We start from the raw sequence: 26,446 nt of genomic DNA on the forward strand, positions 1-26,446 counted from the left end.
GATGGCTGGGCGCGCCGACGAAGACAGTACGAGCAGTACGGCCAGGAGAGTGTAGCAGGAATTTCAGACGACATTGTCGTCCGCCTGTGGAACGGCCCGGGCTTGCAAGCCTTGGCGCGCCCTGCAAGGGCAACAACGCCAGGTGTGTTCGCAACAGCCTCTAACAAAGCCAGGCTGGGTACTCACCATATTGGAGAACCGTGGCCTGCACGTGGTTGCCCCTTTCGATGCAAACCAGCAAGTATGCTGCATCGGGGATGCATGAATGATAAAAAGAGAGACGCATCCTTATGCCTTTCTGATCATTTTGACGATGGCTGTTTTGACGCATCTTTTAAGAAACAGTCAGATGAAAATATTCCCGCGAAAAATGTTAATCCATCGATCTTAGTACTCGTTATTGATTGCCCGCTTTCTCGTGGCTTGCAGAAAGAGCAGAACTATGTCAACAGTTGTAGAAAAAATAAACATGCAGACCCGATATCGCGGAACGACGGATATAGATCCGGTCTCCGTGGGATTCAAGGTAGATCAAGACGGTTTAATCTTCTACAAAAATTCTCTGCTCTATTTTCCTCCGAAGGAACGCGGTGTTTTTCGACTATTGCTTCAAGCGTGGCCGGGAACCGTTTCAAAAGAGGATTTTGCCCACGGTGTATGGGCCGGTCACATGTCAGATGAAAGTCTCGCACGCTGCATAACACAACTGCGGCGCATGCTTTCCCATTTAGGCACGATACAGATCGACTCTCTTTACGGTCGAGGATATCGCGCGATAATTTTGCCTGATCAAGCGAATCCCCCGAAGATTTCGCCGCCATCCGTACATTCTCGGATGCTTGAAACGGCAAGAATTCAACCCGCATTGGCGGAGGCTTGCAATTACGCGCAACAATTGCTCGCTCATTGCTCATTGGAAACGCTTACCCAGGCAGAATCAATACTGATAAAGGTCATTTCCCAGGCGCCTGGATACATGGCCGCAAAACTGACGTTAGCACAATGCATGGCCGACAAAATTAATTACGGCGTGGAAGTGGAGCAATCATTGATCGACGATGGCCTGGCGTTGCTGGAATCGATGCATCTTGCTGCGCCTCAGACGCCAGGTTTGCAATCGCAAATAGCGCATCTGCTTGACAGCAAGTGGCACTTCGATGTAGCTCGGCTCAGGCATCAGCAAGCGTTGCGCATGTCGTCCAATGACGCTCTCACTTATTTTCATTACGGCCAGCATTTATTGGCAATCAATGCCCCACTTGAAGCAGTAGACGCGTTTGATACTGCTCGCGAACTGAATCCATTCTCGCCAAATATATCCGTGATGCTAGCGCGCGCGTCGTCTCTTGCTAGCGGAGATCCGGTAAGCGCTGTGGCGCAAGCCCGTAGCACCTATACATCGCATCCAGAAAGTCCACAAGCCTATATGTATCTGTTGAGTACGTTGGCATTGATGGATCCACAGCCTGAAACTGCCTATGCAGCGCGTCAATTGGCGGTAACCCGCTCATCATGGGCAGGCGCATCCGGAATGATTTCCTACGCACTTGCACGTTGCGGTGATCGTACCGGTGCATTGGAAATTATTGCAGCGCAATCGAAGGAAAATGCCGGCACCCGTGTAATGCATGGGGCAGCCTTGATCGCTCTAGGGCTGGTTGACGAGGCAATGGCACGGGTAAAGGAAGCCGCCAGCCTGGGTTGTGGATCATTGCCAATCTTACTGAACGCATTGGAATACGCGCCGCTTAAGCAACATCCAGAATATCCTTCCGTGCATGAAAAAGTGTTTTTTTATCTTCCGAAAAAACAAAAGCAAAAGCAAAAGCTGAACTGAGAACGGGAGCTCTTTCGACAGCTTGAAACACGAGATTGGCAAGGTATCGGTCGTTGCCAATATTCAGTGGCTTTGCATCGACGAAAAGCAATTTCTTTCTTCCTCATCGAGCGATCTGCCCGATCTGCCTTTATCTCTTGCGAAGTGCGTGCAATTTCCGCCCGGAAACCCGCTTCCTTCGATGTGTGGCCAACATATAGCGCCACGAAATGTATCTTCTTTTCATTCAAAAACAACAAATGCTTACGGCTTCCTGATGATTTAGTTAAGCATTGTTTAATTGTGTCACAAATAAAAAATTATTAGATACATTACGACCAATCTGATCATTTTTACATTTATTGATTAATGTTTTCGTATGTAAAAGTCAGTGACGATTTTCGATGCAATGGTTTCATTGCTCGGTTGAAACCATTACATGCGGCATTCCTTCAAAAAGCAAGGTGATCAAAATGAATAAAATTTTCAGAGTTATATGGAGTCAATCCACAGGTCAATTGTGTGTAGTAGGTGAGTTGGCGAAAACACGGGGAAAAGGCCGTGCTGCGGAATCGTCGATGTTTTCTCCACCCGGCACCTTGACAGGGGGATTATTCCAATTAAAAGCTCTGATAATTGCATTGGCCATGGCACTGCCTATGTCTGGATATGCCGGTACGATCTACAACTCCGCCGGCTCTGGTTGTGGCCCCACCTACACAGGTGCAGATGGTACGACCTTTACGGCGCCTGGCTTAGCGGCTACGAATTATCAGACTGACGGCAACGGTTATTTCTCAACGGTTGCCGGTTGCGGAGCCACTGGAAATAATCATCTTGCCGTAACTTTGTTCGGTGCGGGTACTCAGGTCACCGCGGACTACGGTACGGCATTGGGTTTTATGAGCATAGCAGGAAGTGTTGCGACAGCGGTCGGTACGCAAGCCAATGCTAGCGGCACCGATTCCGTCGCGGTCGGGGCGTTATCCATTGCTAGCGCCATCAATGCTTCCGCCTTCGGCAGGGGGGCTGCGGCCTCAGGCACGAATTCGGTGGCTCTCGGCGCCTACGCCAATGCGTCGGCGGCCAGCGATATCGCGATTGGATATCAAGCTAGCGCCACCACTGGTGCCAGCGCCATCGCGATCGGGTTAGGGGCCGTTGCTTCTTCACCTGTCGCCAACACTGGCGATAGTCTTGCGGTCGGGACGCAGGCGGGGGCTACTGGCCAGGACTCTACTGCAATCGGCGGCCAGACCACCGCTACCGCCACCAATGCCATCGCCATAGGCAATAACGGCACGACCGCCACCGGAACGGGCGCCATCGTCATCGGCGTCGGGGCTAGTTCTACAGGGACCAGTTCAACAGCCTTAGGCACTAACAGCAGCGCTACGGCGAATTACGCGACTGCATTGGGCGGCACAGGCGCCGCCGCTACCATTGCCTCCGGTATAGGTGCCACGGCAATCGGCGCGAATGCGACCGCAGGCGCAGCGGCCGCGGCGCCAAATTCGATCGCCATCGGCGGCCAGTCAGCTGTCGCCGCGGCAAACACTTCAGGCATTGCGATAGGGCGCGGCGCCACAGTCAACGGCGCCTTTGGCATAGCACAGGGGGACGGTATTGTTACCGGCGCGACCGGCCAGAACGTCGCGATCGGCTCTTCCGGCACGACTTCCAATTCCGGCACGGCTGCAGGCGGTGCTGTGGCAATCGGCCGCGGTCAAAAGGCCACGGGGAATGGTGCGGTGGCGATCGGTGATCCGAATGTATCGAATGGTACAGGTGCTGTGGCGATGGGGGCAAATAACATTGCAGCTGGCGATACGGGTGGCGCTACTGCTGCCAATGGCGCCGTTGCAATAGGTAGCGGTAATAATGCAATCGGCCAGGGGTCGGTAGCGCTGGGTAACAACAGTACGGCGTCGGTCGCTGGAGGGTTGGCGTTGGGCGATACCGCTGCTGCGAAGGGTGCTAACGGGGTGGCGTTGGGCTCGGGGGCGACAGCAAACAATGCGAACGACGTGGCGCTGGGGAATGGTTCGATTACAGCAGCGCCGAACCCGACGGCGACGGGGACTGTAGGCGGTGTGACGTACAACTATGCGGGTACGACGCCGACGAGCGTGGTGAGCGTGGGTGCGCCGGGCTCCGAGCGCCAGGTAACGAACGTGGCAGCGGGCCGGGTGACGGCGACGAGCACGGACGCAATCAACGGTTCGCAGCTGTTTGCCACGAATACGGCCATCAATAGCCTGTCAACCTCTGCATCGACGGGCCTGAGCACGACAAATAGCAATGTGGCCTCGTTGTCAACTTCGACCTCGACAGGTCTGAGCACAACGAACAGCAACGTGGCATCGCTGTCGACCTCGACCTCAACAGGTCTGAGCACCACCAACAGCAACGTGACTTCGCTGTCGACCTCAACCTCAACAGGTTTGAGCACAACGAATAGCAACGTGGCATCGCTGTCGACTTCAACTTCGACTGGTCTGAGCACCACCAACAGCAACGTGACTTCGCTGTCGACCTCAACCTCAACAGGTTTGAGCACAACGAATAGCAACGTGGCATCGCTGTCGACTTCAACTTCGACTGGCCTGAGCACCACCAACAGCAACGTGACTTCGCTGTCAACTTCGACGTCGACTGGCATCACGTCGCTATCGACGGGCTTGAGCACGACCAATAGCAATGTCATTTCGTTGTCGACCTCGACCTCCACTGCAATCAGTGCCGCGAAGACGCGCTATTACAGCGTGAACGACAATGGTACGCAACAAGGAAATTACAATAACACCGGCGCAACGGGTATCAACGCACTGGCTGCTGGCACGAATGCAACGGCGGCAGGCGCCAGCGCGGTAGCGGTGGGCGATGGTTCGACCGCCAGCGCGAACGGAGCGGTCGCGGTTGGTCAGAATGCGACGGCGAGCAATGCGAATGCGGTTGCATTGGGTTCCAGCTCGGTGACAGCTGCGGCAAATCCGACGGCTACAGGGACGATTGGCGGTGTGACGTACAACTATGCAGGCACAACGCCAGCAAGCGTTGTGAGTGTCGGTGCGCCAGGTTCTGAGCGCCAGGTGACCAACGTGGCGGCGGGCCAGGTAACGGCCACGAGCACGGATGCAATCAACGGCTCACAGTTGTTTGCCACGAATACTGCGATCAATAGTCTGTCGACTTCGACATCAACGGGCTTGAGTACAACTAACAGCAACGTGGCATCACTGTCGACTTCCGCCTCGACCGGTATCACTTCGCTGTCGACAGGCCTGAGCACCACCAACAGCAATGTGGCATCGTTGTCGACTTCGACATCAACGGGCTTGAGTACAACTAACAGCAACGTGGCATCACTGTCGACTTCCGCCTCGACCGGTATCACTTCGCTGTCGACGGGCTTGAGCACGACCAATAGCAATGTGACGTCGTTGTCGACTTCGACTTCCACGGCAATCAGTGCCGCGAAGACGCGCTATTACAGTGTGAACGACAACGGTACACAGCAGGGCAACTACAACAATGACGGCGCGACGGGTGTCAACGCACTGGCTGCAGGTACTAATGCGACGGCGGCAGGCGCCAGCGCGGTAGCGGTGGGCGATAGCTCAACGGCCAGCGCGAGCGGAGCGGTCGCGGTTGGTCAGAATGCGACGGCGAGCAATGCGAATGCGGTTGCACTGGGCTCCGGATCGGTGACCGCTGCGGCAAATCCGACGGCGACAGGGACAATTGGCGGGGTGACATACAACTACGCCGGCACGACGCCGGCGAGTGTGGTGAGTGTCGGTGCACCGGGTTCTGAGCGCCAGGTGACCAACGTGGCGGCAGGTCAGGTGACTGCCACGAGTACGGATGCGATCAACGGCTCGCAGCTGTTTGCCACGAATACGGCGATCAATAGTCTGTCGACTTCGACATCAACGGGCTTGAGTACAACTAACAGCAACGTGGCATCACTGTCGACTTCCGCCTCGACCGGTATCACTTCGTTGTCGACAGGCCTGAGCACAACGAATAGCAACGTCACATCGCTGTCTACCTCAGCGTCGACTGGTATTACGTCGCTATCGACGGGCTTGAGCACGACCAATAGCAATGTGACGTCGTTGTCGACTTCGACTTCCACGGCAATCAGTGCCGCGAAGACGCACTATTACAGTGTGAACGACAACGGTACACAGCAGGGCAACTACAACAATGACGGTGCGACGGGCGTCAACGCGCTGGCTGCGGGCACGAATGCGACGGCAGCAGGCGCCAGCGCGGTAGCGGTGGGTGACGGTTCAACCGCCAGCGCGAATGGTGCAGTCGCTGTTGGTCAGAACGCGACGGCGAGCAATGCGAATGCGGTTGCACTGGGTTCCGGCTCGGTGACAGCTGCGTCGAATCCGACGGCGACAGGGACGATTGGCGGTGTGACGTACAACTATGCAGGCACAACGCCAGCAAGCGTTGTGAGTGTCGGTGCGCCAGGTTCTGAGCGCCAGGTGACCAACGTGGCGGCGGGCCAGGTAACGGCCACGAGCACGGATGCAATCAACGGCTCACAGTTGTTTGCCACGAATACTGCGATCAATAGTCTGTCGACTTCGACATCGACAGGCCTGAGCACCACCAACAGCAACGTGACTTCGCTGTCGACCTCGACCTCGACAGGTTTGAGTACCACAAATAGCAACGTGACTTCGCTGTCAACTTCGACGTCGACTGGCATTACGTCACTATCGACGGGCTTGAGCACGACTAATAGCAATGTGACGTCGTTGTCGACTTCGACTTCCACGGCAATCAGTGCCGCGAAGACGCGCTATTACAGTGTGAACGACAACGGTACACAGCAGGGCAACTACAACAACGACGGCGCGACGGGCATCAATGCACTGGCTGCGGGCACGAATGCGACGGCAGCTGGCGCCAGCGCGGTAGCGATGGGTGACGGTTCGACCGCCAGCGCGAACGGAGCGGTCGCGGTTGGTCAGAACGCGACGGCGAGCAATGCGAATGCGGTTGCACTGGGTTCCGGCTCGGTGACAGCTGCGGCAAATCCGACCGCGACAGGGGCGATTGGCGGCGTGACGTACAACTATGCAGGCACGACCCCGGCGAGCGTGGTGAGCGTCGGTGCGCCAGGTTCTGAACGCCAGGTGACCAACGTGGCGGCAGGCCAGGTAACGGCCACGAGCACGGATGCGATCAACGGCTCACAGTTGTTTGCCACGAATACGGCGATCAATAGTCTGTCGACTTCGACATCAACGGGCTTGAGTACAACTAACAGCAACGTGGCATCACTGTCGACTTCCGCCTCGACCGGTATCACTTCGCTGTCGACAGGCCTGAGCACAACGAATAGCAACGTCACATCGCTGTCTACCTCAGCGTCGACTGGTATTACGTCGCTATCAACAGGCTTGAGCACGACCAATAGCAATGTAACTTCGTTGTCGACTTCAACTTCCACGGCAATCAGTGCCGCAAAGACACACTATTACAGTGTGAACGACAACGGTACACAGCAGGGTAACTACAACAACGACGGCGCGACGGGCATCAACGCACTGGCTGCTGGCACGAATGCGACGGCGGCAGGCGCCAGCGCGGTAGCGGTGGGCGATGGTTCGACCGCCAGCGCGAATGGTGCAGTCGCTGTTGGTCAGAACGCGACGGCGAGCAATGCGAATGCGGTTGCACTGGGTTCCGGCTCGGTGACCGCTGTGGCAAATCCGACGGCTACGGGGACGATTGGCGGCGTGACGTACAACTATGCAGGCACAACGCCGGCAAGCGTGGTGAGCGTGGGTGCGCCAGGCTCCGAGCGCCAGGTGACCAACGTGGCAGCAGGTCAGGTAACGGCGACGAGCACGGATGCAATCAACGGCTCGCAGCTGTTTGCCACGAATACGGCGATCAATAGTCTGTCGACTTCGACATCAACGGGCTTGAGTACAACTAACAACAACGTGGCATCACTGTCGACTTCCGCCTCGACCGGTATCACTTCGCTGTCGACAGGCCTGAGCACAACGAATAGCAACGTCACATCACTGTCTACCTCAGCGTCGACTGGTATTACGTCGCTATCGACGGGCTTGAGCACGACCAATAGCAATGTGACGTCGTTGTCGACTTCGACTTCCACGGCAATCAGTGCCGCGAAGACACACTATTACAGTGTAAACGACAACGGTACACAGCAGGGTAACTACAACAACGACGGCGCAACGGGCATCAACGCACTGGCTGCAGGCACGAATGCGACGGCGGCAGGCGCCAGCGCGGTAGCGGTGGGCGATGGTTCGACCGCCAGCGCGAACGGAGCGGTCGCGGTTGGTCAGAATGCGACGGCCGGCAATGTGAATGCGGTCGCACTGGGTTCCGGCTCGGTGACCGCTGCGGCAAATCCGACAGCGACAGGGGCAATTGGCGGCGTGACGTACAACTACGCCGGTACGACGCCGGCGAGCGTGGTGAGCGTCGGTGCGCCAGGTTCTGAGCGCCAGGTGACCAACGTGGCAGCAGGTCAGGTGACGGCCACGAGCACGGATGCAATTAACGGCTCGCAGCTGTTTGCCACAAATACGGCGATCAATAGTCTGTCGACTTCGACATCAACAGGTTTGAGCACAACGAACAGCAACGTGGCATCACTGTCGACAGGGTTGAGCACGACCAACAGTAATGTGACGTCGTTGTCGACTTCGACTTCCACGGCAATCAATGCCGCAAAGACACACTATTACAGTGTGAACGACAACGGTACACAGCAGGGCAACTACAACAATGACGGTGCGACGGGCGTCAACGCACTGGCTGCAGGCACGAATGCGACGGCGGCAGGCGCCAGCGCGGTAGCGGTGGGCGACAGCTCAACGGCCAGCGCGAGCGGAGCGGTCGCGGTTGGTCAGAATGCGACGGCCGGCAATGTGAATGCGGTTGCACTTGGTTCCGGCTCGGTGACCGCTGCGGCAAATCCGACGGCGACAGGGACGATTGGTGGCGTGACGTACAACTATGCAGGCACGACCCCAGCGAGCGTGGTGAGCGTGGGTGCACCGGGTTCTGAGCGCCAGGTGACTAACGTGGCAGCAGGTCAGGTAACGGCCACAAGTACGGATGCGATCAACGGCTCGCAGCTGTTTGCCACGAATACGGCGATCAATAGTTTGTCGACCTCAACCTCAACGGGTCTGAGTACGACCAACAGCAATGTGGCCTCGCTGTCGACAGGCCTGAGCACGACCAATAGCAACGTCACGTCGCTATCGACTGGCATTACGTCGCTATCGACTGGCATTACGTCGCTATCGACCGGCTTGAGTACGACCAATAGTAATGTGGCGTCGTTGTCGACCTCGACGTCCACAGCGATCAATGCCGCAAAGACACACTATTACAGTGTGAATGATAACGGTACGCAGCAGGGCAACTACAACAACGACGGCGCGACGGGTGTCAACGCACTGGCTGCAGGTACGAATGCCACGGCAGCAGGCGCCAGCGCGGTAGCGGTGGGCGATGGTTCTACCGCCAGCGCGAACGGTGCGGTCGCGGTGGGTCAGAATGCGACGGCTGGCAATGTGAATACGGTTGCACTGGGAGTGGGTGCACAGGCGACAGGTAGCAATTCTATTGCTCAGGGAACCGGTGCAATCGCAAATTCAACCGGTGCAATCGCCATCGGCCAAAGCGCGACGGCGACTGGCGGTCAGGCTGTATCGATCGGCGTCGGCAATACCGCCAGCGGCAACGGCGCGGTAGCGATTGGTGATCCGAACACAGCGACGGGAACAGGGGCAGTGGCGATGGGCGCGAATAACACGGCCACCGGTCAGGGCGCAATTGCTCTTGGGAACAGCAGCAGTGCGGTCGGGCAGGGCGCTGTCGCATTGGGTAACAACTCAATGGCAAACGCTGCCGGTGCACTGGCCTTCGGCGATACGGCAACGGCTAACAATGCCGGCGATGTGGCGCTGGGTTCGGGTTCGGTCACGGCAGCAGCGGTAGGGACACCAAGTGCGGTAATCAACGGCACCACCTACAACTTTGCCGGCGCCACACCGACGTCAACGGTCAGCGTAGGCAGCGTAGGCAACGAGCGTACCATCACGAATGTCGCAGCCGGCCGGCTCAGCGCCACAAGTACCGATGCCGTCAACGGTTCGCAGTTGAGCGCGACCAACACCGCCGTGAACAACATTAGCAATACTGTCAACAATATCAGTAACGGTGGAGGCATCAAATATTTCCATGCCAACTCCACCGATCCGGACAGCATTGCGGTTGGCGCCAATAGCGTGGCGATCGGCCCCAACGCAGTTTCCAGCATCGCCAATTCGGTGGCGCTGGGCGCCAACGCGACGACGGCAGCGGCGGTCGCCGTGAGTTCCGTGACAGTGGGGATGACTACCTTCGGCACCTTCGCTGGTAGTACGCCAGTCGGCGTGGTCAGCGTCGGTTCTGCCGGCGCGGCGCGCCAGGTGACGAACGTGGCGGCAGGTCAGATCACGGCAACCAGCACCGACGCAGTGAATGGCAGCCAGTTATATTCGGTGGCCAGCGAACTGAATACCGCGATCACCAACATCTCGAATTTGTCCACCGGACTCAGCACCACTAACAGTACTCTGGGAGGCCTGTCGACGACAATCAACAATGCCGGCGGCAATGCGCCGGTGACATCCAGCGAAGGCAGCAAGTTTGTCGGCGGCGTGGGAGCGGCAGGTAGCAATTCGCTTGCGGTAGGTACCAATGCCACGGCTACCGGCCAGAACTCGACTGCCACTGGTCAGGGCGCTATGGCGAATGCTGCAGCCACAACGGCGAATGGTGCAGGGGCGTCTGCCACAGCCGCCAACGCTACTGCGGTTGGGGCCGGGACCCAGGCGACGGCGAACAATTCGGTGGCGTTAGGCGCCAATTCGGTGGCCAACCAGGCAAATAGCGTCTCAGTCGGCTCCGCCGGCAATGAACGCACCATCACGAACGTTGCCGCTGGTGTGAGCCCTACCGACGGCGTCAATGTGTCACAGTTGACCTCTGGCCTAGGTGATGCGGTAACGCAAGCCAACCAATACACCAATGGAATTGCAATGCAATTGCAGAACAACATTAACGATGTCGCTAAGAAGGCTTATGCCGGTGTAGCCGCGGCAATGTCGTTGGAAAGTGCGCCATATGTACCGGGAAAATGGACGTACGCCGCAGGTGTCGGTTACTACCAAAACCAAAGTGCACTCGGTATATCGTTGCGTAGAACCTCAGACAATGCTCAATGGAGCATCTCGGGCGGAATTTCTGGCACAACTTATGGTGGTGTAGCAGCACGAGTCGGTATCTCAGGAGTGCTTCATTGAGTAAAAATACATATGGGGATAGGCGCACAAGTGCGTCTTATCTGCTTTCTGATCAATCTGATCAATTTACCAAGGAGTGATGATGCCTCTCTCAATTAATACTATTTGGCGATTTGTGTGTGTGCTCGCACTCTCTATCACGTGTTTTACCGCGATCGCTGATGACGCTGATGAATCGAATTTCCCATCACTGGAAAGTTCATATTTGAAGACTGGAGATTTTGTGAGCCCGGATCACGTCAAGCGCATCAGGCCTGGCTTAAGCAAGGATCAGGTGCGCTTGGAAATTGGCAACCCTCATTTTAGCGAAGGACTTTTTGCAGTACATGTCTGGAACTATGCGTTCAATTTCTATTCTGGGAAAGACAATGAATATGTGACTTGTCAATTCAGAGTTAACTACGATTCGGACGATCGTGTCACGTCTACGCGCTGGAAAAACCCTGACTGTAATAACTACATTAGCTCAGCCGCCGCCGTAACCGTAGTTCCCACTGTTGATAAGTCATACCATCAGCGTGTCACGCTTTCGTCGGATGGGTTATTTGCATTTGGGAAATATGACCTCAATGATTTGACTACCCAAGGGCGCGAAAAAATCGATGGCATGGTTGCTAAAATTAAACAGGAAAACGTTAATTTGAGTTATATAGTTGTAACAGGACACACGGATCGGATTGGTACCGAGACAGCCAACTTTACGCTCTCAAAGGCACGGGCAGAGACGATTCGTAAATATTTGGCGCAACAAGGACTGGACGATAAATTGATACGGGCGTACGGCGCCGGAGCATCGCAGCCGGTAATTCAATGTCCAGGTCAGCAAATTACGCCGCAACTCGTGCAATGCTTGCAACCTAATAGACGGGTTGAGATTGAAGTCGTGGGAGAGACGTAAGTGAAGAGAGTCTCATTGATGTCACAACGTTTTTTCAACCACAATTTATGCGATTGTCACATGAAAGAATTGATGTTAATCCCCACATTTCTCCATTCTTGAAAGAGAACAATGACTTAATTTTCTTTCTTAAAAAATTAACTGCAACAGTACGGAAGGAAATGGAAATAATCAACGGTCGACAATGGGTCCAACTGGTACGCATTACGATGCCTGACCGATTTGCCACCTGGGGAGTGGCTATAGAAAAAATCGCTTTTACTAATTTCAGGACAATGGGTTCCTGTAGGGTACGTAGCAACGTAAATTGAAACTGCATCAGCAACTCAAAACAAGAATAAATAAATAATTTTGATAAGCAACAGCGCTTGTGTGCTTTTTGCTTGCTGGTATCGAGAAATCTATGAAAATTGCGGTGCTCGATAAAGGCCCGCCGCTCAGACAAATCGTATTGCGTAATGACCCGCTCTACGATTTCTTTACGCTGCACGGGCGATATTATTTTTTTGCAAAACATCTTTCAGCACGAGAATGTCCAAGGCCTGATCAGCGACCAAACGTTTGAGCTTCAGATTCTCTTCTTCAAGCGCCTTGAGTAGCCGGGCTTCCGAAACCTCCATGCCGCCAAATCGACTGCGCCAGTTGTAAAACGTCGCGTCTGAAATACCATGCTTGCGGCACAAATCAGCCACCTTCATGCCCGCATCGGATTCCTTCAAGATTCCAATGATCTGCTCTTCCGTAAATCTCGATTTCTTCATGACTCGCTCTCCATCAGCTCAGTCACTAACTTTACATTGGGATACTTAGAAGGGGGAAGGTCAACACGCTCTCATTGAGAGCATGTGACCTGCCTGATTTTTGAGAAAACGGAGTTCAGCGATCAATGATTTTCGTCAATTGATCGTTGCCAACTTTCAGTGACTTTGCATCGACGAAAAGCAATTTCTTTCTTCCTCATCGAGCGATCTGCCCCATCTGCCTTTATCTCTTGCGAAGTGCGTGTAATTTCCGCCAGGAAACCCGTTTCCTTCGATGTGTGGTCAACATATAGCGCCACTAAATGTATTTTCTTTTCATTTAAAAACAACAAATGAACAAATGCTCACGAAAACAACAAATGCTTACGACTTCTTGATGATTTAGTTAATCACTGTTGAGCGATGTACATGTTAAAAAATTATCATATATATTCTCACCCATCTGATTATTTTTACATTATTAGATTAACTTTCTCATATGTAAAAGTCAGCGGCGATTTTCGATGCAATGGTTTGATTGCTCATTTCAAATCATTCCATGCGGCAATCATTCAAAAAGCAAGGTAATCAAAATGAACGTTTTTCTCGAGAAACAATGGTCTATCGTAAGACCCAATTTATTTCCATCTGTGCTTGTCAGTCGTGGTGTTGCACTCACTTTTTTATTTGTATTCGGCATCATGTTTTAGGCCGCACATCAGTGCAAACGGTATCCGCCGATAACGCTATCGAAGTGGCTCGACAATGGCTTACTTTGGCCGACAAAAATCAGGTCGGAAAAATGTGGGAACAAAGCGGCGCGCTGATGAAACGGCAGTCGGAACAAAATGCCTGGATCAAATATATCGAAACATGCGCAGCCGGCTAGGACCGCCGCCCGAGCTGCGCACTTGGCAAGCGATGGGGCATCAGATCGACAACCCTAGCTTGCCTCAAGGCGAATTGGCCAGCGTCGCTTTCTTGTCCGGCTATGTCAATGCACCGGCGTGGGAAAAGGTGTCGCTTGTTTGGTCGAGCGAGCACTGGACCCCAGTGGGCTATCAGTCCGGCGTGATAGCCGCACCAGCCAAAAAATAAATTATCCGTCTCTGTTTGTTTTTGTGTAGCACTGTGGCGATCATGCGACTGGCTACAAAATTGTATTTTTATTAATATTTCTGGCCAGGAGCCAATCATGAATAAAGTTTATCGAATTATCTGGAGCAAAGTCACTGGTGACTATTGTGTGGTTGGCGAGTTGGCGAAGAGCAAAGGAAAAGGAAAGACTAATATCTGTAGGTTCCAGGCGACTAGATTGTCCGACGTGATAGGGCAAAATTTTCTTGTGAAACCGATTGTTAGATGTATTGCATCTATCTTCCTTATGGGAAGTATGGTCAATGTTGCGTGGGCCGGATCTGTAATATCTTGTACATCGGCCGGTAATTATGTCGGATCAGCAAATAATTCAGCTGCGTGGGGGGCAGCAGTTGTAAGCAATGGCTTTGAAGATCAATGTAATGGGAGTTCTGGTCTGATTCTCGCGGAAGGTAATGCATCTGATGGTGCCGCCTTCATCAGTCTTGGCAATATGGGAACGAACGGTGCTACTGGCTTGATCAGAATGAATGCGCCAGGTGGCTTTATTGTTGGTGGTGCGCAATGGCTACAAATGGGATTGAACGCGACGGCGAATGCCCTCAGTGGTATTGCCATCGGGAACGGGGCCAATGCAAATAATCAGGACGCCGTAGCGATTGGAGCGGTGGCTAACGGTGTCAAACCTTTAGCTAACGGTGCATTTTCTGTCGCGCTTGGGCCAGCAGCGAGGGCGCTGGCATTTGAAGCGACGAGTATTGGCACGAATTCCACTGCGTCTAATAGCCAAGACCAAGCATTCGGTGCTGCAGCGAGCGCACAAGGAGCTGGAAGTAATTACATATTTCAGAAAAGTAACCCGTCAAATGTTGGTAATTTTGCAGGCATTAATCCACTCGATTTGGCTGTGGCCCCAGGTGCTGCGACGGCAATGGGTTCGGCTGCGCACGCGAATGGCGCGTCAGCGACAGCATATGGCGATAATGCTAATGCATTGGCTAGCGGAACAACTGCGGTGGGCGGACTCGCTAATGCTTCTGGCGCCAATGCGACCGCGCTTGGCATGAACGCGAACGCGAGTGCGGCTGCCAGCCTTGCTGCGGGGAATGGCGCCACGGCCTCTGGCGCAGGCGCCACGGCAATCGGCGCGAATGCTACTGCAGGTGCGGTAGCAGCGGCGCAGAATGCAGTTGCAGTTGGCGGCCAGTCATCTGTTGTCGCGGCTGCTACTTCAGGCATAGCAGTGGGGCGCGGCGCCACAGTAAACGGTGCATTCGGCATTGCGCAGGGTGATGGCACAGTTAGTGGCGCGACTGGGCAAAACGTCGCGATAGGTTCTTCCGGCACGACTGCCAATTCCAGCACTGCTGCAGGCGGTGCAGTGGCAATCGGCCGCGGTCAAAAGGCCACGGGGAATGGTGCTGTGGCGATCGGTGATCCGAATGTATCGAATGGTACAGGTGCTGTAGCGATGGGGGCAAATAACATTGCAGCTGGCGATACAGGTGGCGCTACTGCTGCCAATGGCGCCGTTGCAATAGGTAGCGGTAATAATGCAATCGGCCAGGGTTCGGTCGCGCTGGGTAACAACAGTACGGCGTCGGTCGCTGGTGGGTTGGCGTTGGGCGATACCGCTGCGGCGAAGGGTGCTAACGGGGTGGCGTTGGGCTCGGGAGCGACAGCAAACAATGCGAACGACGTGGCGCTGGGGAATGGTTCGATTACAGCGGCGCCGAACCCGACGGCGACGGGGACTGTAGGCGGTGTGACGTACAATTACGCAGGCACGACGCCGGCGAGTGTTGTGAGCGTGGGTGCGCCGGGCTCCGAGCGTCAGGTGACGAACGTGGCAGCAGGTCAGGTGACGGCGACAAGCACAGATGCAATCAACGGTTCGCAACTGTTTGCCACGAATACGGCCATCAATAGCCTGTCAACCTCAACCTCAACGGGCCTGAGTACGACCAACAGCAATGTGGCCTCGCTGTCGACAGGCTTGAGCACGACCAATAGCAACGTCACGTCGCTGTCGACGGGCTTGAGTACGACAAATAGTAACGTCGCTTTACTGTCGACTTCCACCTCGACCGGTATCATTTCGCTGTCGACCGGCCTGAGCACCACCAACAGCAACGTAACTTCGTTGTCGACCTCGACCTCCACAGCGATTAGTGCCGCAAAAACACACTATTACAGTGTGAACGACAACGGTACGCAGCAAGGCAACTATAACAATGACGGTGCGACGGGCGTCAACGCGCTGGCAGCAGGCACGAATGCGACGGCGGCGGGTGCGAGTGCGGTAGCGATGGGTGACGGTTCGACCGCCAGCGCGAGCGGTGCAATCGCGGTTGGTCAGAACGCGACGGCGAGCAATGCGAATGCGGTTGCACTGGGTTCCGGCTCGGTGACAGCTGCGGCAAATCCGACGGCTACGGGGGCAATTGGCGGCGTAACGTACAACTACGCCGGTACGACGCCGGCGAGCGTGGTGAGCGTCGGTGCGCCGGGCTCCGAGCGCCAGGTAACGAACGTGGCAGCGGGCCGGGTGACGGCGACGAGCACCGATGCGATCAACGGCTCGCAGTTGTTTGCCACGAATACGGCCATCAATAGTTTGTCGACTTCGACATCAACAGGCCTGAGCACGACCAATAGCAACGTCACGTCGCTATCGACTGGCATTACGTCGCTATCGACGGGCTTGAGTACGACCAATAGCAATGTGGCGGCGTTGTCGACCTCGACGTCCACAGCGATCAATGCCGCAAAGACACACTATTACAGTGTGAACGACAACGGTACGCAGCAAGCCAACTACAACAACGACGGCGCGACGGGCGTCAACGCACTGGCTGCAGGCACGAATGCGACGGCGGCGGGCGCCAGCGCGGTAGCGGTGGGCGACAGCTCAACGGCCAGCGCGAGCGGAGCGGTCGCGGTTGGTCAGAATGCGACGGCCGGCAATGTGAATGCGGTTGCACTTGGTTCCGGCTCGGTGACCGCTGCGGCAAATCCGACGGCGACAGGGACGATTGGTGGCGTGACGTACAACTATGCAGGCACGACCCCAGCGAGCGTGGTGAGCGTGGGTGCACCGGGTTCTGAGCGCCAGGTGACTAACGTGGCAGCAGGTCAGGTAACGGCCACAAGTACGGATGCGATCAACGGCTCGCAGCTGTTTGCCACGAATACGGCGATCAATAGTTTGTCGACCTCAACCTCAACGGGTCTGAGTACGACCAACAGCAATGTGGCCTCGCTGTCGACAGGCCTGAGCACGACCAATAGCAACGTCACGTCGCTATCGACTGGCATTACGTCGCTATCGACTGGCATTACGTCGCTATCGACCGGCTTGAGTACGACCAATAGTAATGTGGCGTCGTTGTCGACCTCGACGTCCACAGCGATCAATGCCGCAAAGACACACTATTACAGTGTGAATGATAACGGTACGCAGCAGGGCAACTACAACAACGACGGCGCGACGGGTGTCAACGCACTGGCTGCAGGCACGAATGCGACGGCGGCGGGCGCCAGCGCGGTAGCGGTGGGCGACAGCTCAACGGCCAGCGCGAGCGGAGCGGTCGCGGTTGGTCAGAATGCGACGGCCGGCAATGTGAATGCGGTTGCACTTGGTTCCGGCTCGGTGACCGCTGCGGCAAATCCGACGGCGACAGGGACGATTGGTGGCGTGACGTACAACTATGCAGGCACGACCCCAGCGAGCGTGGTGAGCGTGGGTGCACCGGGTTCTGAGCGCCAGGTGACTAACGTGGCAGCAGGTCAGGTAACGGCCACAAGTACGGATGCGATCAACGGCTCGCAGCTGTTTGCCACGAATACGGCGATCAATAGTTTGTCGACCTCAACCTCAACGGGTCTGAGTACGACCAACAGCAATGTGGCCTCGCTGTCGACAGGCCTGAGCACGACCAATAGCAACGTCACGTCGCTATCGACTGGCATTACGTCGCTATCGACTGGCATTACGTCGCTATCGACCGGCTTGAGTACGACCAATAGTAATGTGGCGTCGTTGTCGACCTCGACGTCCACAGCGATCAATGCCGCAAAGACACACTATTACAGTGTGAATGATAACGGTACGCAGCAGGGCAACTACAACAACGACGGCGCGACGGGTGTCAACGCACTGGCTGCAGGCACGAATGCGACGGCGGCGGGCGCCAGCGCGGTAGCGGTGGGCGACAGCTCAACGGCCAGCGCGAGCGGAGCGGTCGCGGTTGGTCAGAATGCGACGGCCGGCAATGTGAATGCGGTTGCACTTGGTTCCGGCTCGGTGACCGCTGCGGCAAATCCGACGGCGACAGGGACGATTGGTGGCGTGACGTACAACTATGCAGGCACGACCCCAGCGAGCGTGGTGAGCGTGGGTGCACCGGGTTCTGAGCGCCAGGTGACTAACGTGGCAGCAGGTCAGGTAACGGCCACAAGTACGGATGCGATCAACGGCTCGCAGCTGTTTGCCACGAATACGGCGATCAATAGTTTGTCGACCTCAACCTCAACGGGTCTGAGTACGACCAACAGCAATGTGGCCTCGCTGTCGACAGGCCTGAGCACGACCAATAGCAACGTCACGTCGCTATCGACTGGCATTACGTCGCTATCGACTGGCATTACGTCGCTATCGACCGGCTTGAGTACGACCAATAGTAATGTGGCGTCGTTGTCGACCTCGACGTCCACAGCGATCAATGCCGCAAAGACACACTATTACAGTGTGAATGATAACGGTACGCAGCAGGGCAACTACAACAACGACGGCGCGACGGGTGTCAACGCACTGGCTGCAGGCACGAATGCGACGGCGGCGGGCGCCAGCGCGGTAGCGGTGGGCGACAGCTCAACGGCCAGCGCGAGCGGAGCGGTCGCGGTTGGTCAGAATGCGACGGCCGGCAATGTGAATGCGGTTGCACTTGGTTCCGGCTCGGTGACCGCTGCGGCAAATCCGACGGCGACAGGGACGATTGGTGGCGTGACGTACAACTATGCAGGCACGACCCCAGCGAGCGTGGTGAGCGTGGGTGCACCGGGTTCTGAGCGCCAGGTGACTAACGTGGCAGCAGGTCAGGTAACGGCCACAAGTACGGATGCGATCAACGGCTCGCAGCTGTTTGCCACGAATACGGCCATCAATAGTTTGTCGACTTCGACATCAACAGGCTTGAGCACGACCAATAGCAACGTCACGTCGCTATCGACTGGCATTACGTCGCTATCGACGGGCCTGAGCACGACCAATAGCAATGTGGCGTCGTTGTCGACCTCGACCTCCACAGCGATCAATGCCGCAAAGACACACTATTACAGTGTGAACGACAACGGTACGCAGCAAGGCAACTATAACAATGACGGTGCGACGGGCGTCAACGCGCTGGCTGCAGGCACGAATGCGACGGCAGCAGGCGCCAGCGCGGTAGCGGTGGGTGACGGTTCGACTGCCAGCGCGAGCGGTGCAGTCGCGGTGGGTCAGAACGCGACGGCGAGCAATGCGAATGCGGTTGCACTGGGTTCCGGCTCGGTGACAGCTGCGGCAAATCCGACGGCTACGGGGGCGATTGGTGGCGTAACGTACAACTATGCAGGCACGACCCCGGCGAGCGTGGTGAGCGTCGGTGCGCCAGGTTCTGAGCGCCAGGTGACCAACGTGGCGGCGGGCCAGGTAACGGCGACGAGTACGGATGCGATCAACGGCTCGCAGTTGTTTGCCACGAATACGGCGATCAATAGTTTGTCGACCTCAACCTCAACGGGCCTGAGCACGACGAACAGCAATGTTTCGTCCTTGTCGACAGGGTTGAGCACGACCAATAGCAACGTCACATCGCTATCGACTGGCATTACGTCGTTATCGACGGGCTTGAGTACGACCAATAGCAATGTGGCGGCGTTGTCGACTTCGACTTCCACGGCAATCAATGCCGCAAAGACACACTATTACAGTGTGAACGACAACGGCACGCAACAAGGCAACTATAACAATGACGGTGCGACGGGCGTCAACGCGCTGGCTGCAGGCACGAATGCGACGGCGGCGGGTGCGAGTGCGGTAGCGATGGGCGATGGTTCTACCGCCAGCGCGAACGGTGCAATCGCGGTTGGTCAGAATGCGACGGCTGGCAATGTGAATACGGTTGCACTGGGAGTGGGTGCACAGGCGACAGGTAGCAATTCTATTGCTCAGGGAACCGGTGCAATCGCAAATTCAACCGGTGCAATCGCCATCGGCCAAAGCGCGACGGCGACTGGCGGTCAGGCTGTATCGATCGGCGTCGGCAATACCGCCAGCGGCAACGGCGCGGTAGCGATTGGTGATCCGAACATAGCGACGGGAACAGGGGCAGTGGCGATGGGCGCGAATAACACGGCCACCGGTCAGGGCGCGATTGCGCTGGGGAACAGCAGCAGTGCGGTCGGACAGGGCGCTGTCGCATTGGGTAACAACTCAATGGCAAAAGCTGCCGGTGGATTAGCCTTCGGCGATACGGCAACGGCTAACAATGCTGGCGATGTGGCGCTGGGTTCGGGTTCGGTCACGGCAGCAGCGATAGCGGCGCCAAGTGCGGTAATCAATGGCACCACCTACAACTTTGCCGGCGCCACACCGACGTCAACGGTCAGCGTAGGCAGCGTAGGCAACGAACGTACCATCACGAATGTTGCTGCCGGCCGGCTCAGCGCCACAAGCACCGATGCCGTCAACGGTTCACAGTTGAGCGCGACCAACACTGCGGTGGACAACATTGGCAATACTATCAACAATATCAATAACGGTGGAGGCATCAAATATTTCCATGCCAACTCCACCGATCCGGACAGCATTGCGGTTGGCGCCAATAGCGTGGCGATCGGCCCCAACGCAGTTTCCAGCATCGCCAATTCGGTGGCGCTGGGCGCCAATGCGACGACGGCAGCGGCGGTCGCCGTGAGTTCCGTGACAGTGGGGATGACTACCTTCGGCACCTTCGCTGGTAGTACGCCAGTCGGCGTGGTCAGCGTCGGTTCTGCCGGCGCGGCGCGCCAGGTGACGAACGTGGCGGCAGGCCAGATCACGGCAACCAGCACCGACGCAGTGAATGGTAGCCAGTTATATTCGGTAGCCAGCGAACTGAATACCGCGATCACCAACATCTCGAATTTGTCCACCGGACTCAGCACCACTAACAGTACTCTGGGAGGTCTGTCGACGACAATCAACAACGCAGGCGGCAAGGCGCCGGTGACATCCAGCGAAGGTAGCAGCTTTGTCGGCAACGTGGGAGCCGCAGGCAGCAATTCGCTTGCGGTAGGTACCAATGCTGTTGCTACCGGCCAGAACTCGACTGCCACTGGTCAGGGCGCTGTGGCGAATGCTGCAGCCACAACGGCTACCGGTGCAGGGGCCTCTGCCACAGCCCCCAACGCTACTGCGGTTGGGGCCGGGACTCAGGCAACGGCGAACAATTCGGTGGCGTTAGGCGCCAATTCGGTGGCCAACCAGGCAAATAGCGTCTCAGTCGGTTCCGCTGGCAATGAACGCACTATCACGAATGTCGCAGCGGGGGTTAATGCAACTGATGCTATCAATGTCGGACAGTTGAACTCAAGCGTCGCAGGCGCTGTGACGCAAGCTAATCTGTACACGAATCAGCAAGTTAATCAACTGCAGAGCCAAATCGATCAGAACAACCGAACTGCCACGGGCGGCATTGCGGCGGCGATGGCTGCAGGAGGCTTGCCGCAGCCGACCGGTCCTGGAAAGAGCATGGTGGCTGTGGCCGGCAGCCGCTGGCAAGGGCAGACCGGACTTGCCCTGGGGTTATCTACGATCTCTGAAAATAACAAATGGGTATACAAGGCGGCGATCACCAGCAGCAGTGCGGGGCAGACGGGCGGCGTTGTCTCTGCGGGCTATCAATGGTAGCCATCTGTTTTTGCGGTTGACACTTCACGCAGCAGGGTGGTGGGAGCCACTCTGCTGCAAACATAGAGCCATTGAAGGGAATAAAATGAACAACAAAATAATAGGCCTGCTAGGCGGCATGTGCCTGGCATTTGCGAGCATCAATGCGCTTGCAGCAGACGACGGCACGGTGAAATTCCCGGATGCTGACAGCGCGTCACTGAAAGAAGGCACATTCGTCAACATTGACAATCTGCGCCAGGTTATCCCTGGATTAAGCAAGAACCAGATGTATGCCTTGTTGCAGGAACCGCATTTTAGCGAAGGCGTATTTGGAGTCCGTCAATGGAACTATATTTTTAACTTCCGTACCGGAAAAGGCTATGAATTTGTCAGATGCCAATACCAGGTGCAATTCGATGACCACAAGCTGGTGAAGGCCACGTACTGGAAAGACCCGGCTTGCGCGGATTTCTTGAAACAGCCAGCTGCACCCGAAGCCGTCGCTGCACCGGTAGCCCTCGCCGCGGGTCAGGAAAAATTTGCTCTCTCCGTAGACACCTTGTTTCCGTTCGCAAAATCCAGCCTGGACACCATATTGCCGTCCGGTCGGACCGCCTTGGGTGATCTGGCTGCCAAAATCAAATCTCGCTATGTGAGTTTAAGCAAGATAGTGGTGACCGGCTATGCAGACCGTATCGGTTCGCCAGAATCGAACCAGACGCTTTCGCTGGCGCGCGCCGCCACCGTGCGCGATTATCTGGTGGGACAGGGAATTGAACCCGGTGCATTCAGTGTCCAAGGCCTGGGCGCCAGCCAGCCGATTACGCAATGCGAGACAGGGAGAACGGCAGCGGTCATCAATTGCCTGCAACCAGATCGTCGCGTCACGATAGATGTTTCTGGCGAAAAGCGTTAAGCAGGGGAGCAGAGTCTGTTTGTGTGACCTTGGAGAATCTGAATCTTATCAAAGGCACGCGGTACACCGCTAATGACTGTAGTGACTAACCGATATAACTTTACGAACCGTCTTTCCAGATGGAATGGGGTACCACTACCAACCTAATCTGTGGCCTCGTGATTTTTCGTGGTATAGAAATTTTTCATTGCAGTGGCTGCTTCGAATTTGATATATCTTGTTACAATACCTCCACCAGAAGAGGTAAACTGTATTGCCCGAGGGAGCTCCGCCGTATGGATCACCTGCATTATTGAACATCTATCATATAAGTCTGTGTCATAAATGGCAGCATAACTGCCGCTTATATTCGCTACAGATTTGCTCCAAATTCTGTATATATGAAAATAAAAAATTTGATCGTGGCCATCGTTGCTTTGGCCGTGCATTCGCTTTGCCTAGCAATCAACCTTCCCGAAGAAGAAGGCGTTTTGATCACGAGTACATCAGTCGAATATAGCTCTAATCCCCTTGGCATTGACAATCCGAGACCAAGACTGAGTTGGATTCTCGGCTCCGATGAACGTAATCAAAAGCAGAGTGCCTATCAAGTAAAAGTGGCGTCGAGTTTGCCATTACTTGCACGGCCAGACATTTGGGATAGCGGAAAAGTTGATACGGATCAGTCGGTATTAGTGCCGTATGGCGGGCCCCCGTTACTATCACGGACTAGATATTATTGGACTGTTCGGGTGTGGGATTCTCACGGACATACTTCTGCGTGGAGCAAACCGTCATGGTGGGAAATGGGATTATTGTCGGAGCAGGATTGGCATGCTCAATGGATCGGACTTGATCGCCCTCTAGCACTTCCCACCGAGCTGAGCAAATACAACGTACCTGCGCTACTCACGCAAGGCCGGACGCAGGGGCAAAGCTTCATCTCAGACAAACCGTTTACTTCGGCTGCTGCGCTCATCCCTACATTTGTCACAACGAATTCCGGTATGACTCTTTCATTGTATTTGGGAGGGCCGGATGGTCATTTGATAGCAAGTCAGCGCTTTGACAATCACCCTGACAACGCATGGGCGACACTCAAACTTGACAAGCCTGCTTTGCCTGGCAAGTATTATCTTGAGGAGTCTGATCCTACTGGCCAGATTGGGTGGTGGAGTTACGATAGAGGGGGCTATAGCTATGGTAAAGCCTATGCTGATGGCAAACCAACCGCAGGAAATCGCAAGATCCGTTGGGATGTCACGGCCTCGCAAACCAAAGAAGATATTAGCCCGCAGTTGCGTAAGGAATTCTTGGCAACTAAAGAAATCAAGGCTGCCAGATTATATGTGACTGCGCTTGGATTGTATCAGGCGGAGATCAATGGGCATCGGGTAGGAATCGACTTCCTTGCGCCCGGGTGGACCAATTATAACAAGCGCGTCCAGTACCAAACCTATGATGTCACTGATTTTGTTCACCCCGGGGAAAACGCTATCGGCGTCACTCTCGCACCAGGCTGGTACGCAGGAAACATTGGATCGTTTGGCCCTGGTCAATATGGACCCATGCCATATCTTTTAAGCCAATTGGAATTGAGCTATTCAGATGGCAGCATTGAACGGATAGTTACCGACAATAGCTGGAAGAGCAAGATAGGACCAATCGTTTATTCTGACCTCATTATGGGAGAGCACTACGATGCTCGCAACGAAACTCCCGGATGGAGTTTACCAAATTTCGATGATACCGAATGGAAGGTTGTTGCGGTCAAGCAGGACGTGAGGACTCGGCTAGTTGCCCAGGTCGATCCCCCCGTCCGTATTGAGCGCGAACTTAAGCCGGTGGCAATCACCGAGAAAAAACCTGGCATGTACATCTTTGACCTGGGCCAAAATATGGTCGGAACTGTGAAATTACGCGTTTCGGGAAAGGCGGGGCAAGTGATTTCGATTCGCCACGCAGAAGTACTAAATAGCGACGGCACCTTATACACTGCCAATCTTCGCACAGCAAAAGCGACTGATGTTTATATTTTGAAAGGAATGGGTGTTGAGGTTTTTGAGCCGTCATTTACTTTTCATGGTTTCCGTTATGTCGAAGTGACGGGCTCTGATATTCAACCAGAAATTATCGGTCGCGTATTGCATACCGCCGCGCCCTTCACCATGTCCTTCACAACCAATGTGCCGATGTTGAACCAACTGCAAAGCAACATCACATGGAGCCAGCGCGGTAATTTTCTATCGACTCCGATGGATACTCCGGCGCGCGATGAGCGACTTGGATGGACCGGTGATATCGCTGCTTTTGCTGGGACAGCAACTTACAATATGGAATCAGCAAGATTTCTCAGCAAATGGCTAACCGATCTTCGGGATACTCAGTCACCTAAAGGAGCCTTTGCGAATGTAGCGCCAAATGTGGACGGGCTTGGCATAGGCGAAGCCGAAGCAGGTTGGGGGGATGCTGGTGTAACAGTCCCGTGGATCCTATATGAGCGCTACGGGGATCTACAAATACTTGAACAGAATTTTGATGCCATGACGAAATGGCTTTTGTATCTGAAAGAAAACAGCACCGACTATCTGAGGCCTGAAACTGGATATGGGGACTGGCTTAATATCAACGATGAAACACCTAAAGACTTAATCGCCACAGCATTTTTCGCCCATAGTGCCGCAATTGTTGCTAAGGCCGCACGCATTCTGGGAAAGGATCCAGCTCCCTATGAAGAGTTATTCGCAAAAATCCGTAATACGTTTAATAGCTCCTTCGTCCTTACGGACGGAAAACTCGTAAGTGATACCCAAACTGCTTATGTGTTGGCTCTATCTATGGATCTTTTACCAACTTCATTGCGAAAGTCAGCTGCCGACCGCTTAGTCGACCTGATAAAAAACAAAGACTGGCACTTAGCCACTGGATTCCTTGGCACGCCGCAGCTGCTGTTTGCGCTTTCGGAAAACGGTTATACGGATGTCGCCTATCGACTGCTTCTACAGACCAGCTTTCCTTCTTGGGGTTACCAGATCGATAAAGGTGCCACAACGATGTGGGAGCGATGGGACTCGATTAAGCCAGACGGAGCGTTTCAGGACGAGAGTATGAATTCCTTTAATCACTACGCATATGGGTCCGTCGGTGAGTGGATGTACCAAAACATAGCAGGAATACGTCTTGGTAGCCCAGGCTTTCAGAAGATCGTCATCAGACCTAGTCCCGATGATAAGGTGCGTAATGCCAATAGTCGATATGACTCACCGTATGGCCCGATAGAAGTTCGTTGGATGGAAGACGGGGAGCATTTAAGTCTCGACGCAAGCATCCCGGTCAATACTGATGCCGAAATCTGGGTTCCTACTCTGAAAAAGCGGAAGATCAAAGGGGATGGTGCGCAATTCCTTTATGAGAAGGACAGTTATACGGTCTATCAGGCTGGCTCAGGACAGTATCATTTTTCAGTGCGCTGAATCCGGAAGGGCAGGGAAGCCAGTTAGCGTGTTTTAGCGACGCCACACAGAGCAATGATCCGTCTATTCATGGCGAATCGTGATGACATCCATCGACTGCTGGACGCTTTGAAAAATCTACTAAGTGTCAGAACAGATGCCGGCCTAGGCAGAAAACTAGTAGTTGCGGGATCAACTACCAGTCATATTCGTCGGGGTTGCAAGAAGATAGGTGTTCCTCTGCTAGTGCGGATGTGTCACACC

6 protein-coding genes and 4 pseudogenes are annotated in these 26,446 nt (G+C 55.0%); 9 read left to right on the forward strand and 1 reads right to left on the reverse strand.

The window, feature by feature from the left end; all coding sequences use genetic code 11:
* Positions 1–442 precede the first annotated feature (442 nt).
* The 4 genes and pseudogenes from LT85_RS25945 (at position 443) to LT85_RS12565 (ending at position 12,082) form a co-directional block, all read left to right on the forward strand.
* Positions 443–1,837 carry a winged helix-turn-helix domain-containing protein gene (locus tag LT85_RS25945; RefSeq protein ID WP_081992332.1) on the forward strand — a complete coding sequence of 465 codons (1,395 nt, stop codon included), beginning with the start codon at positions 443–445 and terminating at the stop codon, positions 1,835–1,837.
* A 452-nt stretch (positions 1,838–2,289) separates the two neighbouring features.
* Positions 2,290–2,382 (forward strand): annotated as a pseudogene (locus LT85_RS27675) (ESPR domain-containing protein); the annotation flags it as partial.
* An 81-nt stretch (positions 2,383–2,463) separates the two neighbouring features.
* A complete protein-coding gene (locus LT85_RS12560; RefSeq protein WP_052135127.1) occupies positions 2,464–11,184 on the forward strand; it encodes a hypothetical protein in 8,721 nt (2,906 codons plus the stop codon).
* 79 nt (positions 11,185–11,263) lie between these two features.
* Complete coding sequence (locus LT85_RS12565) at positions 11,264–12,082, forward strand: OmpA family protein (protein WP_081992342.1); 819 nt, start codon at positions 11,264–11,266, stop codon at positions 12,080–12,082.
* 427 nt (positions 12,083–12,509) lie between these two features.
* Here LT85_RS12565 and LT85_RS12570 read toward each other — a convergent pair.
* Positions 12,510–12,843 (reverse strand): annotated as a pseudogene (locus tag LT85_RS12570) (transposase); the annotation flags it as partial.
* A 781-nt stretch (positions 12,844–13,624) separates the two neighbouring features.
* Here LT85_RS12570 and LT85_RS12575 point away from each other — a divergent pair.
* The 5 genes and pseudogenes from LT85_RS12575 (at position 13,625) to LT85_RS12590 (ending at position 26,203) form a co-directional block, all read left to right on the forward strand.
* Positions 13,625–13,920 (forward strand): annotated as a pseudogene (locus LT85_RS12575) (DUF4019 domain-containing protein).
* A 97-nt stretch (positions 13,921–14,017) separates the two neighbouring features.
* Positions 14,018–14,098, forward strand: a pseudogene (locus LT85_RS27540) (ESPR domain-containing protein); the annotation flags it as partial.
* A gap of 753 nt (positions 14,099–14,851) precedes the next feature.
* The gene (locus LT85_RS26570; protein ID WP_052135129.1) at positions 14,852–21,853 is read left to right on the forward strand and encodes a YadA-like family protein; all 7,002 of its coding nucleotides are present in this window, start codon (positions 14,852–14,854) and stop codon (positions 21,851–21,853) included.
* A gap of 85 nt (positions 21,854–21,938) precedes the next feature.
* On the forward strand, positions 21,939–22,751 hold the full coding sequence (locus LT85_RS12585; protein ID WP_038489202.1) for an OmpA family protein: 813 nt from the start codon (positions 21,939–21,941) through the stop codon (positions 22,749–22,751).
* A gap of 401 nt (positions 22,752–23,152) precedes the next feature.
* On the forward strand, positions 23,153–26,203 hold the full coding sequence (locus LT85_RS12590) for a glycoside hydrolase family 78 protein (protein ID WP_216595010.1): 3,051 nt from the start codon (positions 23,153–23,155) through the stop codon (positions 26,201–26,203).
* Positions 26,204–26,446 lie beyond the last annotated feature (243 nt).

The organism is Collimonas arenae (assembly GCF_000786695.1).
Classification (GTDB): domain Bacteria; phylum Pseudomonadota; class Gammaproteobacteria; order Burkholderiales; family Burkholderiaceae_D; genus Collimonas; species Collimonas arenae_A.

What these genes read in the sequence shown, in the direction of transcription:
- LT85_RS25945 (WP_081992332.1), top strand. Translation starts at nt 443, where the DNA reads ATGTCAACAGTTGTAGAAAAAATAAACATGCAGACCCGATATCGCGGA.
- LT85_RS12560 (WP_052135127.1), top strand. Translation starts at nt 2,464, where the DNA reads ATGGCACTGCCTATGTCTGGATATGCCGGTACGATCTACAACTCCGCC.
- LT85_RS12565 (WP_081992342.1), top strand. Translation starts at nt 11,264, where the DNA reads ATGATGCCTCTCTCAATTAATACTATTTGGCGATTTGTGTGTGTGCTC.
- LT85_RS26570 (WP_052135129.1), top strand. Translation starts at nt 14,852, where the DNA reads ATGGGTTCGGCTGCGCACGCGAATGGCGCGTCAGCGACAGCATATGGC.
- LT85_RS12585 (WP_038489202.1), top strand. Translation starts at nt 21,939, where the DNA reads ATGAACAACAAAATAATAGGCCTGCTAGGCGGCATGTGCCTGGCATTT.